We start from the raw sequence: 18123 nt of genomic DNA, 5'->3' as shown, positions 1-18123 counted from the left end.
AATGGCCGGGAGTTCTCCGGCGATCCGCGATCACCGGTTTGCTGACCTTCGGTAAAGGACAAGGGACACAGGGACGCACACGGCCAGGATGACCAACGACGAGCCCACCGCATACCCCACGGCATGGTCGGCGACCCACCCGGTCGCGGTCGGGAACATCGGTGGTGCCTCGTTCCCGAACAGCTGACGGCAGGCGGTCGCGACGGCGGTCACCGGGTTCCATTCCGCGATGGTCCGCAGGGGTCCGGGGAGGCTCTGCGCGGAGATGAACGCGCTCGACAGGAATGTCACCGGGAACATCCAGAGAAAGCCTATGCTCTGTGCCGCTTCGACATTCGGCGCCGCCAGGCCGCTCACGGCACCGACCCAGCCATCGCGATGGCGAAGAGTCCGATGATGCCGAAGGCGATTGCGGCGTCGGCGGCGCTGCCGTAGATCCGCCAACCGATGGCCAGTCCGCAGGCGACCATCACCGCCAGTCCGACGGCGCCCAGGAGCATGTCCGAGGTGACCCGGCCGCTGATGACGCCCAGTCGGGTCATCGGCAGTGAGCGGAGGCGGTCGATGATCCCGTCCGAGGTGTCGTTCGCCAGGCCGACAGTGGTGAAAGCGGCATTGAACACGACGGTCTGCGTGAAGATCCCCGCCATCAGGAACTCGCGGTACGAGCTACCGCCGAAGGTCGCGCCGAAGACATAGGCGAAGAGGAAGACGAACATCAGCGGCTGGATCGTCGCGCTGATGAGAAGTGTCGGTATACGTTTGACGGTCAGTAGATTTCGTTCGACCAGTACTGCGGTGTCAGTGAACACGGGCTCGCTCCGATCGGCTGGGCGGAATGTCGGTTACGTCCGCGTCGGTGTCGTCTGTTCCGATGACAGGTCCGGCAAGACCGTCGACTGCCTTGCCATCTATGTCCGGTTCGGCGACCGTGAGGTACGAATCTGTTGGTGCGTCGGTGATCTGGTCGACAGTTGGAGGTTCGGTATGCCCCCGATCGGTGAGTGTCAGGAAGACATCGTCGAGCGTGGGTGTCGAGACGGATGCGTCGACGACCACGATGCCGGCCGTGGACAGCGCCCGGACCGCGGCGACCGCACTGCGGGTGCCGTCGTCGACGGGAACGGACCAGCGCACGGAATCGATGCCGATGTCACCGTCCGCGCCCGATTCGAGGCGTTCTGCCGGTCCGACGCCGATGTCGGTGAGGGATGCCGAGACCCGCGCGTCCGCGTCGTCCGTATGGGGGACAACGACTTCGACGGTGAGTATTGATCCACCGGTGGCGGACTTCAGCTCCGCTGCGCTTCCCTGGGCCCGGATCGTGCCGTGGTCGATGACGGTGATCTCGTCGGCGAGGGCGTCGGCCTCCTCGAGGTACTGCGTCGTCAGCAGGACCGTCGCGCCCGAGCTGACCTGCTCGGCGATGACCTCCCACATCTGGCGTCGGCCGCGCGGGTCGAGTCCGGTCGTCGGTTCGTCGAGGATCACCAGTGAGGGGCGATTGATGAGGCGCCGGCGAGATCAAGGCGACGCCGCATCCCGCCCGAGTAGGTCCGCATCGGTCGGTCCGCGGCATCCGCGAGGTTCAGCTCCGCGATCAGTTCGCGGGCACGTTCCGATGCCACCGCACGTGGTTGCCCGTACAACTGACCGACCATGCGCAGATTCTCGAAACCGGTCAGGTTCCCGTCCACGGCGGCGTACTGGCCGGACACCCCGACGATCTTCCGGACCGCGCCGGGATCGGCGATGGCATCGATGCCGTCAACGATGACCGAGCCCTCGTCGGGGGTCATCAGCGTCGCCACCGCGCGGACCGTGGTCGTCTTGCCCGCGCCGTTGGGGCCGAGGAGCGCGTGCACGGTTCCGGTGGGGACCGAGAGATCCAGGCCGTTCAGGGCGTGGACCCGCGGGCCGCGGCCGAACAATCCGGTGCGGAAGGTCTTCTGCAGCCCGCGGAGCTCCAGCGCATACGGTGACGCCCCACGGTCAGGGGTGTTGTCAGCGATACTGTGTCGCCCCACGGGTGACCTCGCTTCCCTTGTCCTGTGCACTTTCCATCGTCCGGATCAGGCTGGCGGGCCGCATGTCTCGCCAGTTCTGTTCGACGTACTCGAGGCATTCGTCGTGACCGGACGGGCCGAAGACGGTCCGCCAGCCGTCAGGCACGGGTGCGAACTCCGGCCACAGCGAGTGTTGGTTCTCGTGGTTGACGAGCACCCGGAAGACTCCGTCGGTGTCGTCGAAGGGATTGGTCATCACTTCTCCTGTCGTGTGGCGGACGCCGGTTCTCCCGGCGATACACCAATGGCATGTACCCAGTCGGACACGTGCTCGGGCAACATCATTCGTGCGTGCGTGCTGTGCGACTCGATCTCGACGACCCGTCCGGTCACCTTCGAGTACCAGGCCTCGACGGCGGGCGCGCCGGGCTGGGGGTCGACGGTGGCGGTGACGAAGGTCAGGTCCCCGTCGTAGACACGCGGCCGCCACCTCTCCGCCAGCGGTGAGGCGTGGCGGAACACCTCGTGGACCGTGCCAGGGTCTCCCGCGTGAGACCACCGAGCGCTCCGCCCACCGAGGAGATGATGCGGTGGGCATCGGCTACCGTGAGTTCGTCTGTGCCGGAGAACTCTTCGCTGTCGATGTTGAGACCGAACTCGCGCATCAGGTCGGTGATCGACGCCTCCGCGTCGAGGTCCGGCCGCTCGGAGATGACGTAACTGTCGAGCACGACGAGCCGGGCGACCTCGTCGCCGGCCTCGCGCAGCTGAACCGCCATCTCGTGCGCGATCAGTCCGCCGAGCGACCACCCGACGAGGTGGTACGGACCCTCCGGTGAGACGGTCCGGATCTGCGCCACGTATTCCGCGGCGAGGTCGCCGATCGAGCGTGGGCAGCGCTTCCCGGACAGTGCCGGATGCTGCAGTCCGTACAACGCCCGGCCGGCGGGCAGGTGGGGCAGGAGCGAGGTGAAGCTCCAGGACAGCCCGATCGCCGGATGGACGACGAACAGAGGTGGCTCGCCGGGATTCTCCGTGGTGTCACCGCGTTGCCGACGCAGCGGCAGGAGCACGTCCAGCCCCGCAGTGCCGGACAGTTCCGACGGATCGGTCGGCGCCGCCCCGTCGATCCCCAGTGCCGCAGCGAGTTCCGCCGGGCTCGGCGCGCCGAACAGTGACTGCGCGGACACCTGGCGGCCGGTCCGTTCGGTCAGGCGTGCGGTGACGGCGGTGGCCAGCAGGGAATTGCCCCCGAGGTCGAAGAAGCCGTCGTCGGCCCCGATCGTGTCCGGGGCGACTTCCAGGACCTCGGCGAAGACCTGCGCGATCGTCGTCTCCCCACCCGGGGTTGGTGCCCGACGGGTGGCGTCATCGGTGGGTGCGGGCAGCGCCTTGCGGTCGAGCTTGCCGGTGGGGGTCAGCGGGATGGAGTCGAGCAGCGTCACCGAGGTCGGCACCATGTGCCGGGGGAGCCGGCGACTCACGCGGCGTCGGAGATCGGCGGGTTCCGGGGCGGCTCCGTCGGTCGCGGTGACGTAGCTCCGCAGCGTCGCCGCCGCACCGGTCCCGTCGACGAGGGTCACCGCGAAGTCGACATCCGGCTCGGTCGTCAGGGCGTCGTCGATCTCGCCGAGCTCGATCCGGAAGCCGCGGACCTGCACCTGGGTGTCGCCGCGGCCCACATAGACCAGTCGCCCGTCCTCGGTCCAGCGGACCAGGTCGCCGGTGCGGTACATCCGACGCCCGGCGAAGCGCGGGCCGGTGACCATCGGTGCCGGCACGAAACGGGTCGAGGTCAGGCCCGGCCGGCGATGGTAACCACGCGTGATCTGCGGTCCCATGAGGTAGAGCTCGCCGACCACCCCGGCCGGGACCGGATGGAGACGCTCGTCGAGGACGAGCGCGCCCACTCCGTTGTTCGGCCTGCCGATCGTCAATTGACGGTTGGGCGTGAGGGATTCGCTGCCGGTGATGATGATCGTGGTCTCGGTCGGACCGTACACGTTGATCAGGGTGCGTCCGGGAGCCCAGCGCCGGACCAGGTCGGCGCCGTAGTCCTCACCGCCGACGGCGAGCGCCCGCAACGAGGGCACCGCGGCCGGCGACATGCTCGCCACGGCCGCGGGCGTGATGAACGCATGGGTGACCTGCGCAGAGTCGATGACGTCGCTGAGGGCCTCACCGCCGTAGACCTGCGGACCGACGATGACCAACGGCGCCGAACCGGCAAGGGCGAGCAGCATTTCCAGGACCGACGCATCGAAGCTGGGCGACGCGAAGTGCAGCACCCGCGACATCGGACCCGGGGCCATCCGGTGGGCGAGTTCGTCGTGCACCGGACGCAGCCCGGAATGCGGCACGAGCACACCCTTGGGTCGTCCGGTCGAACCGGACGTGTAGATGATGTAGGCGAGCTGATCGGGCCGGATCGTCGAGCCGCGTTCGGAATCGGTGATCGGCGAGGGTGACGAGTGCTGCAGCCGGGTCATCGTCGACGCGTCGTCGAGAACCAGCAGCGGTGTCGGATCCCCGGCCATCCCGGCGGCGATGGATTCGCCGGCCGCCGCGGTCGTCACGACGAGCCGTGCACCACTGTCGCCGAGCATATGGGCGATCCGGTCGGCGGGATAGGTGGGGTCGATCGGCACATAGGCCGCGCCGGTCTTCACGATGGCCCAGATCGCCACGAGGGACTCGATCGACCGCTGCACGGCCATTGCGACTACGTGTTCGGCGTCCGCGGCGCCGACGCCGCGACCCAGCAGGACGCGGGCCAACCGGTTCGAACGGGCGTCGAGCTCTGCGTAGGTGATGGTTTCGGGTGACTCCGGCGAGCCCGCCATCGCCGCCACACCATCGGGGTTGCGTTGCACGGCCTGCGCGAACAACCGGTCGAGCGTGGTCGGCATCTGCGCCGGACGTCCGAGTGATGGTGTGCGCTCGGCGATCTCGAGCGGGTCGGTGATCCGGATGTCACCGATCGGGCGGCCCGGGTCACCCAGCATGCCGCGTACGACCCGCATCAGGCGCGTGGCCAGGAGTTCGGCATCCTGTCGGCGATATCGAGCGGTGTCGTAGGTGACCTGGAGGGCGGCGTCGCCGTCGCGTATGCCGGTGATCGTGAACTGAAGGTCGAATTTCGCTTCCGGGGAATCGAATTCGGCGATCGATGCGCGGAGTCCGGCATCCATCTCGATGGTCGCCGCCGGCAGGCCGTCGGCCGGAACCCCGGTGTTCCCGGCCGTGTAGTCGTGGACCGACAGCGCGACCTGGAACAGCGGATGCCGTCCGGGGGTGCGCGGCGGGTTCAGCGACGCGACGATGTCGTCGAACGGCAGGCCGCGGTGGTCGAGTGCGTCGACGTCGGCGTCGCGAACCCGGCGGACGAGTCCGGCGACCGTGTCGGCCGCCGCCAGACGCGTCCGCAGCGGCACGACGTTGACGAACATGCCCACCACACCGCTGTAGTCGTGGTCGGTGTCGTGGCCGATGCGATTCGCGACCGGGCTGCCGACGACCAGATCGTTGCCGAGGCCGAGCCGGTGCAGCAGGATCGCCAGCGCCGTGTGCAGCACCGAGAACGGCGTGGTCGACTGCTCACGGGCGAAGGCGACCAGGCCCGCTCGCGTGTGTGCCGGAAGCCCGAGACTCACCGAGCCCGCTCCGGACTCGGATGGCTGTGCGTCATCCGTCGGCGGCGCGACGGTGGTCTCCGCCGGGGCATCGGCGAGGGTCTCCTCCCAGAAGCGGAGGTCGTGGGCGAGGCTCTCGGCGTCGGCACTCTCGACCGCGTGGTCGCGGTAGTCGACGTCGGCCGGGGGCCAGTTCTCGGTACGGCCGCGTCGACGTTCGCCGTAGGCACGGGTGAGGTCGGCCACGAGGATCGGCAGCGACGCGCCGTCGGCCGCGATGTGATGCAGGACGAGAACGAGTACATGTTCGGTCTCCGCACTCGCGGCCGCGCTGTCCGAGACGAGTGCTGCGGTGATCGGCGCGTGTCGGGCGAGATTCATGGGCCGGGTTGCGTGCCGGGCGATCTCGGCGGCGACGTCGGTCGTCCGCTGCACGGTGAGGTCCCCCACCACTGCCTCCGGGTCGTCGAGCACGCGACCCATGGGGCCGTGCTCGCCGGGTTCGAAGACCGTGCGCAGGCTCGTGTGCCGGGCCACGATGTCGACGAGTGCGCCGCGCAGGGCCGGCACGTCGAGTTCTCCGCGGAGGTGCAGCACGAAAGGCATCAGGTACTCGGTGGACTCCGGGTTCGCGGTGGCCATCGAGTGGAGCCGGCGCTGGACGGGCGCCAGCGGGAACCGCTCGGGTCGGACCGGAATGCGTTCGGATGCGTCGGATGAACCGGCGTCGGCCGCGGCCGGTGCACTTACGTTCCAACCCTCCGGGAGCGTGAGCAGCGGCGCCAGCGATTCGGGTGTCGGATGGTCGAAGACGTCGCGGACCCGGAGCCGTTCGCCGACGTGGACCCGGTTGATCCGGCTGACAAGGGTGGTCGCCTGCAGCGACGTGCCACCGAGGAGGAAGAAGTCGTCAGTGGCGCCGACCTCGTCGGGACGGAGATCGAGAACGTCGGCGAGGATGTGCGTCAGCGTGGTCTCGGCGAGAGAACGCGGAGCCCGTCCCGTCGACGACAGTGCTGTCGTGGCGGGATCGGGGAGAGCGCGATGATCGAGTTTTCCGTTGCGGGTCAACGGGATCGAGTCGAGCACGACGATCGCGGACGGGACCATGTGACGCGGGAGTCGCTGCCTGACGGTGTCGAGTATGGCTGCGATGTCCGGCGCGTCGGCCGGGTCGGTGAGGGTGACGTACCCGACGAGCACGGAGTCGGCCCCCTGCCCGCGGACGATCGTCGTCGCGAAGTCGACACCCTCGGCTGCTCCGAGCGCGGCGGTGACCTCGTCGAGTTCGATACGGAAACCGCGCACCTTGACCTGGTTGTCGCTGCGGCCGTGGTAGATCAGCGATCCGTCGGCGTCGCGCCGGACGATGTCACCGGTGCGGTACATGACGGTGCCGGAGCCGTCGGGTCGGGCGACGAAACGGGCGGCGGTCGGGCCGCGCCGGTCGAGATAGCCACGGGCGACCCCGGGGCCGCTGATGTACAGCTCACCGGGGACGTGATCGGGCACCGGGCGCAGGCGATGGTCGAGGACCAGTGCGGTGCAGTCGACGACCGGGGTGCCGATGGTGATCGGCGTTCCCGGACGGAGCGGCTCCGACATGACGGCGACGATCGTGGTCTCGGTCGGGCCGTAGGAGTTGATGTAGCTGCGGTCGGCTCCCCAGCGCGCCACCAGCTCCGGCGTGGAGGCCTCGCCTCCGACACCGAGTGTGCGCAGCGCAGGGAGTGGATGCGGCGCGGCGGTGGCCAGCGCAGCCGGGGTGATGAACGCGTGGGTGACCGCGTGGTCGTCGAGGAAGTCGACGAGTTCGTCGCCGCCGTAGATCGTCGACGGGACGATCACCATCGTCGCGCCGACCTCGAACGCCAGGAGGAACTCGAGCATCGCGGCGTCGAAGGCGGGGGAGGCGAAGTGCAGCGTGCGGTCTCCGGGCGCCACCCGGTAGCGATCGCGTTGCGCTGCACCGAATGCAGCCAGGCCGCGGTGGGTCACGCTGACGCCCTTGGGTTTTCCGGTGGACCCGGAGGTGTAGACCACATAGGCGAGCGAGTCGACGTGGCGCGGACCCGCGAGCGAGTCGGCATCCGGGGTCGGGTGCTCCCACGGGACAGCCAACATGCCGGGGGAGGCCCACCAGATCTCCTGCGGCACATCCGCGAACCGGTCCGCGGTCGTGATGCCCAGCCTCGCCCCGGAGTCGGCGATCATGTGGGCGATCCGGTCGGCGGGGTATCGGGTGTCGACGGGGAGGATCGCGGCCCCGCTCTTGGCGATCGCCCAGGTCGCGATCACCGACTCGATGCTGCGATCGAGTGCGACGGCGACGACGTCGTCGGTGCCCACCTCGAAGGCCTGCAGATTGTGCGCCCAGATCGTCGAGATCTCGTCGATCTCGGCGTAGGTCAGACTGCGATCGGAGTCCTCGACGGCCACCTGGTCGGGACACCGGCGTGCGGTGGCCGTGATGATGTCGGCGAGGTGACGCGGCGTGATCGTGGGCTCGGCGTTGGGTTGCCGGGCCGCGATCGCCGTCGTCGCCAAGGGGAGATCGTCGAGGGGGACGTCGGGATGTGCCGTCGCGGCGTCGGCGAGTTCGGCGAACATCCGGGCCAGGGCCTCGACGCGACCGCGGGTGTGGACGTCGGTGGCATAGGTGAACCGCGCACGCCCGTCCCGGATGCGGAGCTCGAGATCGAAACGGGCCACGCCGGTGTCGATCTCGTCGGCGTCGATGCGGAGGTCGGAGATCCCGGAGTCGCCGTCGAGCGGACCGGATGTCCCGATGCCGGTGGAGGCGTCGCTCGTCTGGGCGTCGAAGGCGAGCGCGATCTGGAAGATCGGATGCCGGCCGGTACGAGGCGGATTGACCATCGAGACAATCCGCTCGAACGGCATGTCGGACTGCGACAGCGCCTCGAGGTCACGGTGTCGAACGGAGTCGAGCAGCGCCGTGAAGCTCTCGCGACCGTCCACCGGTGTCCTCAGGACCACCGAGTTCACGAACATCCCGACGACGTCGGCGAGACGGGGGTCGTTGCGCCCGGCGACCGGAGTGCCGATGACGATGTCGGAGGCCGCGCCGCCGACATGGGTGGCCGGATCGGCGTGCAGACGGTGGAGCAGCGCCGCGAACAGCGCGTGCACACTCATGAATTCGGTTGCGCGGCCCGGGGAGACGGCCATCAGCCGGCGACGGATCTCGGCGCCGAACTCGACCTCGACGACCTCGGCACGTCGCGTCTGTCCGGTCGGGGCATCGGGGATCAGGATGGGCCCCGCGTCGACCCCGTCGAGTTCGCGCCGCCACCATTCCGCGAGCTCACCGTGATCGGCGAGGTTCTCGGCCTGCCACCGCAGGTAGTCGAGGTAGTCGATCGCGGTGTCGGGTCGGTCGGTACCGGTCGCGTCACCGCGACCGAGTTCGGCGTAGGTGCGGGTGATGTCGCGGTGAAGCGGGATCATCGACCATCCGTCGGCGGCGATGTGGTGGATGACGATCGACAGCCGGTGGTGCATGGCGTCGCCGTCGATCCGGTGCAACGCGGTCCGCAGCGGGAGGTCGGCGGTCAGGTCGAACGGGCGGCCGGCGAGAGCACGGGCCAGGTCCGGCCACTGCGCCTCGGTGGTGTCGGTGACCGCGAGGTCGAGAGTGACCGCGTCGGCGGGGCACACGTCGAGAACAGGCCTGCCGTCGAGATCGGGATAGACGGTTCGCAGCATCACGTGACGGTCGACGGTCCGCCGGATCGCGGTGGCGAGCGCGTCGACGTCGAGCCGGCCCCGGAGGTCGAGCGCGAACGCGATGGCGTAACCGGCTGTCGCCGAGCCATCTCCATCAGCGACCTCGCCGATGGCGAGCTGGTTGAGGAACCAGAGCTGCTGCTGGGCCGGGCCGGGCTCGACGGGCGCGTCGGGGTCGTGCACGAGACGGGGGATACGCGTCTCGTCTGTGTCCGGCCGGCCGGTCTCCCGCCCGGGCACGAGCCGCGCGATGGCGGCGACGGTCGAATTGTCGAAGACCTCACGTACCGGTATCCGGTGTCCGGTCAGGTGCTCGAGCGCGCCGACGATCTGGGTCGCCAGCAGCGAGTTCCCGCCGAGGTCGAAGAAGTCGTGGTGACGGCCGACGGTACCGGGTTCGAGGTCGAGGCGTTCGGTGACGAGGTCGGCCACCGTCTGCTCGATCGGTGTGATCGGTGCGACGTACACGACGCCGGTGTTCGCCGGCAGGGTCTCCGGTGCGGGCAGCGCGCGCAGGTCGACCTTGCCGATCGGTGTCGTCGGGATCTCGTCGAGTTCGACGATCGTCGACGGGATCATGTGCCGCGGAAGGCGATCCGACAAACGCTCACGCACGTCGGACGCCGTGTCGGAGGTCCCGTTCGTCATCGTCACATACGAGACGAGATGAGCGCGGTCGCCCTCGCCGTGGGTGGTCGTGACCGCCGCACGCACCGCGGCGTCGGCGACGAGCACGGCGTCGATCTCGCCGAGTTCGACACGGTGGCCGCGGACCTTGGTCTGATGGTCGGCGCGACCACGGAACTCGAGCTCGTGATCGGACGTCCAACGCACCAGGTCGCCGGTACGGTACATCCGCTCGCCCGGATCACCGAACGGGTTGGCGATGAACCTCTTCGAGGTCAGCGGCCGCACCCCGTGATACCCGCGGGCGAGATGCTCACCGGCGATGTACAACTCGCCGACCGCGCCGGGGGCGACCGGCTGCAGACGTTCGTCGAGCACGAGCGCGGAGACACCACGGATGGGCCGTCCGATGGTCAGCGTCCGGTAGTCGGGTTCGATCGGCGACGACACGGCGGCGACGACCGTGGTCTCCGTCGGGCCGTAGGCGTTGAACAACCGTGGCCCGCTCGACCACGTACGCACCACCGCCGGGTTCGGATGCTCGCCGCCGATCACGAGGGCCTCGAGTTCGGGGACGTCGTCGGGCGACATGGTGGTGAGCACGGACGGGGTCAGGAAGGCATGGGTGACATGGCCTTCCCGCATCAGCTCGGCCAGTTCGGCGCCGCCGACGATGCCCGGCGGGATGATGTGCATCGTCGAACCGGCCGCGATGGCCATCAGGATCTCGAGCACCGACGCGTCGAAACTGGGCGAGGCCATGTGCATGGTCTGGCTGTCGGGGGTGATCCGGTACTGCGTGACCTGCTGCGCCGCGAAGTCCGCGAGACCGCGATGACTGACCACCACGCCCTTGGGCGTGCCGGTGGTGCCGGACGTGTAGATCAGGTAGGCGGGCTGGTCGACGTCGAGCGGGCTCGGGCGTTCGGCGGACGACACCGGCGCGGCGGACTTCTGGCGCACCGCCGCGATGACCTCACCGTCGTCGAGAGCGAGAGTCTGCGGGAGATGCCCGGGGTTGCTTGAGGATTCGTCGGCCAGTGCCGGCCGCGGGTCGGCGGACCGGTCGGTCAGGAGGAGGCAGGAACCGGAGTCGGCGAGCATGTGCGCGATACGCGCCGCCGGGTAGGCCGGGTCGACGGGCACCCACGCGGCTCCCGACCGGGTCACCGCCCACATGGCGATCATCCAGTCCACGCCACGGGGGAGCGCCACCGCGACATGACGTTCGGGTCCGGCGCCCCGTTCGATCAGCAGTCGCGCGAGCCGGTTCGACGCGGCGTCGAGATCCCGATACGTCAGCGACCGGGTGCCGTCGGTGATGGCGACCCGATTCAGGGAGGAGGCGGCGGCCGTGGACAGCAGCGTCGTCAGATGTTCCACGGGTCGGCGGCCCTCACCGACCGCGGGCACGAGATCGAGTCGCTCGTGCAGGTCGAGGACCGGGAGGTCGCCGACCGCCGAGCGTGGCTGGGCGGTGGCCGCCTGGAGCAGGCGGTCGAGCCGTGACGAGAGCGCGGTGACCGTGGACCGGTCGAACAGTGCGGTGGTATAAGCGATCTCGAGACCGATTCCGGCGGGCTCCCCGTCGGTGTCCTGCACCTCGGTGAAGGTCAGCTGGAGGTCGAAGGTGGTGTGGCCGGTGTCGACCCGCGACGCGGTGGCCGCGAGGCCGGCGAAGTCGAGGCGGATGGCCGAACGGTCCTCCAGCGCGAGGGACACCTGGAAGAACGGATGGACATGCGACGACCGGTCCGGGTTCAGTTCGGTGACGAGACGGTCGAAGGGCAGTCCGGCGTTGTCGAAGGCGTTCAGGTCGACGTCGCGCACATGCGTCAGCAGGTCGACGAAACCGGCGTCCTTGTCGACCTTCGTGCGCAGTGCCAGCGTGTTGACGAACATGCCGACGAGGCCGTCGAGGTCGGCGTCGCCCCGGCCGGCGACGGGAGTTCCGACGACGACGTCCGACGATCGGGACAGCGACCGCAGCAGGGCGGCCACGGCGGCGTGCAACACCATGAACACGGTGGAACCGGTGTCGGCGGCCAGTTCTCGGATGGCGCGGTGTGTGTCGGTCGAGACCGTGTGGGTCACCGACGCGCCCGATGCGTCACCACGGCCGGTGCGCGGGCGGTCGAGCGGCAGATCGGTCTCGCCGGGGGCGTCCGCGAGTGTGGCGCGCCAGAAGTCGAGTTCGGCGGTGGCGTCGGCACTCTCGGACAGCCAGGCATGGCGATCGGCACTGACCTGCGAGTAGGTGACGGGCAGTGCCGCCCAGTCGGGGTCGTTGCCTTCCCGCCGGGCGCGATAGGCCGTCGCCAGGTCGCCGGCGAGGGGTGCCAGTGACCATCCGTCCGCGGCGATGTGGTGGACCACCACGGTGAGACGGTGGTCGTCGTCGGAGGTACGGACGAGTCGCGCACGGATCGGCAGGTCGGCGCCCAGATCGAAGGTCTGCGCGGCGAACTCGCGGTCGGGGAGATCGCGCACGTCCTCCGTCCGCAGGACCGGCAGGTCGACGGTCACCGTGTCCGGCGATCGTGGCGACATGAAGGCGATGCCGGCCTTTTCGACGACGACGCTGCGCAGCGGTTCGTGGCGGACGATGACGTCGGTGAGGGCCTGCCGCAGGGCGTCGGTGTCGAGGGAGCCGACGAGTCTGACGGTGAAGGGCATGTTGTAGGTGGCCGCGCCGGCCGGATCGAGGCGGGTGGCGAGCCACAGCCGGTGCTGTGCCGGTGACAGGGGCACCGGTGAGTAGGCGAGGACGGGCGAACCGGTGCGAGGGGAGGTGGTCCCCGGGGAATCGTCGACTCCGACACCCAGTTCGGTGAGTGCGTCGACGATCCCGCCGATGTCCTCGGCGTCGAAGATCGTGCGGATACCGATGCGCCGGCCGGTCGCCTTCGACAGACGGGAAGCCACCCGGGTCGCGGACAGCGAGGAGCCGCCGATCGCGAAGAAGTCGTCGCGCAACGAGATCGGTGAGCTCCCCGTCGGATCGGGGTCCAGTCCCAGGACATCGGCGACGGTGCGCACGACGAACCGGTCGAGGGCGGTTTCCGGGGCGACGAACTCGCGGTCGGTGCGGAGTTCCGGCCGGGGGAGCGCCCGGCGGTCGAGTTTGCCGTTCGCGGTGGTCGGGAGCTCGTCGAGCACCATGACCACCGTCGGGATCATGTGCCCGGGCAGGGCTGATGCCAGTTCGGTCCGGAGCTCGCGGGTGTGCAGGTCGGCGGCGCCGCTGACGTAGCCGACGAGGACGGGTCCGTCGGCGACGAGATCGTCGCGGACGAGGACACCCGCGGCAGCGACTCCGTGCAGAGAGCCCAGCGCCGACTCGATCTCGCCGAGTTCCACCCGCTGGCCGCGGATCTTCACCTGGGAGTCGGTGCGTCCCAGGTACTCCAGTTCACCGTCGTCGTTCATGCGGACCAGATCGCCGGTGCGGTAGAGACGTTCGCCGCTTCCGTCGGGGGAGGCGATGAAGCGCGCTGCGGTGAGGTCGGGCCGCGCCCGGTAGCCGCGGGCGAGCTGGACGCCGCCGAGGTACAGCTCGCCGACCGCGCCGGGCGGCTGCGGACGCAAGCGGTGGTCGAGGACGTGGACGCCGGTGTTCCACACCGGTCGGCCGATGGGCACGACCGGGACGTCCGCACGGCAGGCGTCGTGGTGGGTGACGTCGATGGCCGCCTCGGTGGGGCCGTAGAGATTGTGGATCGGTGCAGAGGTGAGTGCCGCGGTCGCACCGACCGTGCCCGGCGTCAGTGCCTCGCCGCTGGTGAAGATCTGGCGCAGCGACCCCAGGGTCGTCGTGGCCCGCCGGTGTGCACCGCCAGGGGTGTCGGCGTCGGCGGAGAGGGCCGCCGAGAACGCGGTGAGCATCGACGGGACGAAATGCACCGTGGTGATGCGGTGTTCGTCGATCACGTCGCGGAGATACCAGGGGTCGCGGTGTCCGTCGGCGGATGGCACGACGAGGGCGGCCCCGGTGACGAACGGCCAGAAGAATTCCCAGACCGATACGTCGAAGGTGGCCGGGGTCTTCTGCAGTACGCGGTCGGATCCGTTGAGGGGATACCGCGCCTGCATCCATCCGAGCCGGTTGACGATCGCCCGGTGGGTGATCGCCACGCCCTTGGGCTTGCCGGTGGAGCCGGAGGTGAACAACAGGTAGGCGGTGTTGTCGGGGCCGGCGACCGTCACCGGGTCTCGTCGGTCGGGGTTCGCGCGCAACTCGGCCAGGCTCGCCTCGCCGATGATCAGATCGGGGGCTGCCACCGCCAGGATGTGCTCGAGACGGTCGGCCGGCTCATCCGGGTCGACCGGGACGAAGGCCGCGCCCGCCCGGACGACGGCGTGCAGAGCCAGCACCTGATCGAGGCCGCGTCGGAGCTGGACGGCAACAACGCTTTCCGCTCCGATGCCGCGATCTTGAAGCGCCGCTGCCAGTGATCGCGTTCGTCGGGCGAACTCGGCGTGGGAGAGAGGGCTGGACTCGGCCGGATCGCGTGGGTGCGCCGCGACGAGGACCGGCGCCTCGGGGTGGGCCGCCGCGGCCTCGTCCAGCAGGTCGACGAGCGTGCGCTCGCCGAGCTCGACATGTGCACCGGTGGTGCGCTGGGGCAACTCCGCGGCTTCACACTCGCGCAGCACGCTGACATGCGACACCGTGGTCTCGGGCGTGGCGGTGACGAGGGCTTCGAGGAACTCGACGAGTCGGCGGTGATGGGTGACGATCTCGTCGTCGGAGTAGATGTTCGGATTCGCCTCGAGGTCGACGCTCATGCCGCCGTCGAGGCTGTCATAGACGTTCACCGACAGGTCCTCGATCGGGCCGGTGGACAACACGTTCAGCTCGCCGTGCACGGGCCCGAAGTCGATGTGCTGGAAGAACAGCATCACGTTGACCAGCGGTCCGAAGAACCCGCGGCGCGCCCCGGCGGCCCCCAGGATGTCCGCGACGATGTCCTCGTGGCGGAACTTCTGGTGCCGCACGGCGTTCTTGATCTCTGCGTTCACCGAGGCCAGCAGATCGGCGACGGTGGCATCGTCGTCGAGAACGACGCGTAGGGGTACGACATTGGAGATGAGGCCCGCAGAGGTGCGCAGAATGTCCCGGTCGCGCGCCGCGACCGGAAGACTGAGGACGGCCTCGTCACGGTCGGTGAACCGGGCGACATAGGCGGCGACAGCGGCGGTGATGACCGATGCCGGCCGCACCCGGTGGGCCCGTACCAGGGAGCGGATGCGGTTGACCAGGTCGTCGGCGAGCACTGCGGATCTGACCGTCGACAACGGGGCCGCCGGACCGGAACGCCTGGTCAGAGTGGCCGACTCGGGCAGATCGGCCAGATGCTGCGACCAGTACTCGCGATCGGCGAGGAACTTCTCCGACGCACGGTAGGCGACGTCCATCGCGGCGATCTCGGCCATCGTCGCGGTGTCTGCCAGTGGAGGCGGGGCATCGTTGACGATTGCGGTGTAGTGCGACGAGACGCGGAGCATCAGGTACATGGCGGCATAGCCGTCGTACCCGATGTGATGCCCGCGGCAGTACCAGATCGAATGTCCCGGACCGATTTTGAGGAGATGTGTGTCGAGGAGGGGGTCGGAGAACATGTCCGGACTCTTCGACCGGTGGTCGTCGATCCAGGCCAGCGCGGCTGCACGCGGGTCCGCGGCGTCGCTGAAATCCTGTGTGCCGACGACCAATCGGCGCGACCGGTCGATGGTCAGGGTCGGTTCGGCGTCATCCGCCGGGGTCAGCCGCAGCATGGAGGCTTCGGTCTCCAGCTCGGTCAGCGTCGTCGCGCGCTGGAGGATCTCGGGATCGATGTCCACCGGAGCGCCGTCGGAACCCGAAGTGTCGCCGCGGAACTCGATGTACGCGTCGATCGTCAGCGGCACATCGGGTTCGAGCTGCTGGGCGTAGAAGATGCCGCGCTGGGCGGCTGTCATCCGAATCGTGGGGTCGGGGTCGGGGTCGGACGTGCTCTCGATATGTCTGGTGTGCCGGATCGTGTCTTCAGTGGTCACGCATGCCTCCCCTGTGGACGGGCGCCTGGCAGCCGAGAGCCGAAGTCGTGAGAAGGCCAGGTCGCGCGTGTCGTGCTGGACGTCGGAACCCCGATGGCGTGAACACTGTGGTCACGCTCGGGTCGAAGCAGATCCCCCCGGACTCGTCACACTTGTCGGGTGCCCCGCCGGCCGCAGGTCTGCTTCCTGCGCTCCGGACGGAGAAGCCGTACTGATCGCTCGCGGTTTGAATCGCTCAGTGCGGGCTGGTCTCGTCCCATGGGTGCTTCGTGTGGCGCACCGGGCCAGATGGGTCCGGTTCGGAAAAGATTTGCCCGCTTCGGGTGGTTGCCAACCGTCTGACGGGGGTCCGCAGCACGGATTTGGCTCCCACCTGCACGTTCCCCTACACTTGTGGGGTTGCCTGCGGCACTGCTGTGTCGCGAATCGGCTCACGAACCCACTGGGCGAAGCGTCCAGGTGTCACAGCCTGGAGGAAACCCCAGGCAGGCGTGTGTTCGGTGGCAACGGACCGTGTGCGTCGGGTCGGAAATCCGCCGTACATAAGAAGCCAGGTCAAGGAGACTAACGAGTGATTCAGCAGGAATCTCGCCTGCGGGTCGCCGACAACACCGGTGCCAAGGAAATCTTGTGCATCCGCGTGCTCGGCGGTTCCTCGCGGCGCTACGCCGGCATTGGTGACGTCATCGTCGCCACTGTCAAGGACGCCATCCCCGGCGGCAACGTCAAAAAGGGTGAGGTCGTCAAGGCCGTCATCGTGCGCACCACCAAGGAGCGCCGTCGTCCGGATGGCAGCTACATCCGCTTCGACGAGAACGCCGCCGTCATCCTCAAGGGTGAGAGCGACCCCCGCGGTACCCGCATCTTCGGCCCGGTCGGCCGCGAGCTGCGTGAGAAGAAGTTCATGAAGATCGTGTCGCTGGCACCGGAGGTGATCTGAGCATGAAGGTTCACAAGGGTGACACCGTGATCGTCATCTCGGGCAAGGACAAGGGCGCGAAGGGCAAGGTCATCCAGGCCTTCCCGAAGACCCAGCGTGTCCTCGTCGAGGGCGTCAACCGAATCAAGAAGCACACCGCCGCGTCGGCCAACGAGCGCGGTGCCTCCTCCGGCGGCATCGTGACCCAGGAAGCCTCGATCCACGTCTCGAACGTGATGGTCGTCGATTCCGACGGCAACCCGACCCGCGTCGGCTACCGCGTCGACGAAGAGACCGGCAAGAAGGTCCGGATCTCGCGCAAGAGCGGGAAGGACATCTGACATGACCTCTACCGAAATCGAGAACGGCTCCGCCGGGACCAAGATCCAGCCGCGCCTGAAGACTCGCTACCGCGAGGAGATCAAGGGCCAGCTGAACGAGCAGTTCGAGTACCCCAATGTGATGCTGATCCCCGGCGTCGTGAAGGTCGTCGTGAACATGGGCGTCGGCGACGCCGCCCGTGACGCGAAGCTGATCAACGGCGCTGTCGAGGACCTGGCCAAGATCACCGGTCAGCGTCCGGAGATCCGCCGCGCTCGCAAGTCCATCGCGCAGTTCAAGCTGCGTGAGGGTATGCCGATCGGCGCCCGCGCGACCCTGCGCGGCGACCGCATGTGGGAGTTCCTGGACCGCCTCGTGTCCATCGCACTCCCGCGTATCCGCGACTTCCGCGGTCTGTCGGACCAGCAGTTCGACGGCAACGGCAACTACACGTTCGGTCTGAACGAGCAGTCGATGTTCCACGAGATCAACATCGACAACATCGACCGCCCGCGGGGTATGGACATCACCGTCGTGACGTCTGCCCGCACGGACGAGGAAGGCCGCGCGCTGCTGCGTGCCCTGGGCTTCCCGTTCAAGGACAACAACGTTAAGGACAACTGACATGGCAAAGAAGGCTCTGGTCAACAAGGCCAACAAGAAGCCCAAGTTCGCCGTGCGGGGCTACACCCGATGCAACAAGTGCGGTCGTCCGCACTCGGTGTTCCGCAAGTTCGGCCTGTGCCGAATCTGCCTGCGCGAGATGGCGCACGCGGGCGAGCTCCCGGGCGTGCAGAAGTCCAGCTGGTGACTTTCACCCGAGGCTGACGCT

General features: G+C 68.6%; 5 protein-coding genes and 3 pseudogenes. 4 read left to right on the top strand and 4 right to left on the bottom strand.

Features of this window, described 5'->3' with window-relative positions; genetic code table 11:
- Window positions 1–30: 30 nt before the first annotated feature.
- From BJF87_RS22600 to BJF87_RS22585, 4 genes and pseudogenes are all read right to left on the bottom strand, one after another.
- Window positions 31–812: pseudogene (locus BJF87_RS22600) on the bottom strand (ABC transporter permease).
- A pseudogene (locus BJF87_RS22595) lies at window positions 802–2027 on the bottom strand (ATP-binding cassette domain-containing protein). The pseudogenes BJF87_RS22600 and BJF87_RS22595 overlap by 11 nt, the downstream one beginning before the upstream one ends.
- A complete protein-coding gene (locus BJF87_RS22590; RefSeq protein ID WP_035754988.1) occupies window positions 2005–2262 on the bottom strand; it encodes an MbtH family protein in 258 nt (85 codons plus the stop codon). Before BJF87_RS22590 ends, BJF87_RS22595 begins: the two are co-directional and overlap by 23 nt.
- Window positions 2262–16051, bottom strand: a pseudogene (locus BJF87_RS22585) (amino acid adenylation domain-containing protein). The gene BJF87_RS22590 and the pseudogene BJF87_RS22585 overlap by 1 nt, the downstream one beginning before the upstream one ends.
- 571 nt (window positions 16052–16622) lie before the next feature.
- Here BJF87_RS22585 and rplN point away from each other — a divergent pair.
- The 4 genes from rplN to BJF87_RS22565 are packed head-to-tail and all read left to right on the top strand — an operon-like array spanning window position 16623 to window position 18102.
- Window positions 16623–16991 carry a 50S ribosomal protein L14 gene (rplN, locus tag BJF87_RS22580; protein WP_005197644.1) on the top strand — a complete coding sequence of 123 codons (369 nt, stop codon included), beginning with the start codon at window positions 16623–16625 and terminating at the stop codon, window positions 16989–16991.
- Window positions 16992–16993: 2 nt separating this feature from the next.
- Window positions 16994–17311 (top strand): 50S ribosomal protein L24, encoded by a 318-nt coding sequence (gene rplX, locus BJF87_RS22575; RefSeq protein ID WP_005197643.1) that lies wholly within the window; start codon window positions 16994–16996, stop codon window positions 17309–17311.
- 1 nt (window position 17312) lies between these two features.
- Complete coding sequence (gene rplE / locus BJF87_RS22570) at window positions 17313–17915, top strand: 50S ribosomal protein L5 (protein WP_035754990.1); 603 nt, start codon at window positions 17313–17315, stop codon at window positions 17913–17915.
- 1 nt (window position 17916) lies between these two features.
- A complete protein-coding gene (locus BJF87_RS22565) occupies window positions 17917–18102 on the top strand; it encodes a type Z 30S ribosomal protein S14 (RefSeq protein ID WP_005197641.1) in 186 nt (61 codons plus the stop codon).
- Window positions 18103–18123 lie beyond the last annotated feature (21 nt).

This window comes from Gordonia sp. CNJ-863, from assembly GCF_001942325.1.
GTDB classification, from domain to species: domain Bacteria; phylum Actinomycetota; class Actinomycetes; order Mycobacteriales; family Mycobacteriaceae; genus Gordonia; species Gordonia alkanivorans.
The sequence above is the reverse complement of the archived record's forward strand: the minus strand, read 5'-3'. Positions and strand labels throughout refer to the sequence as shown.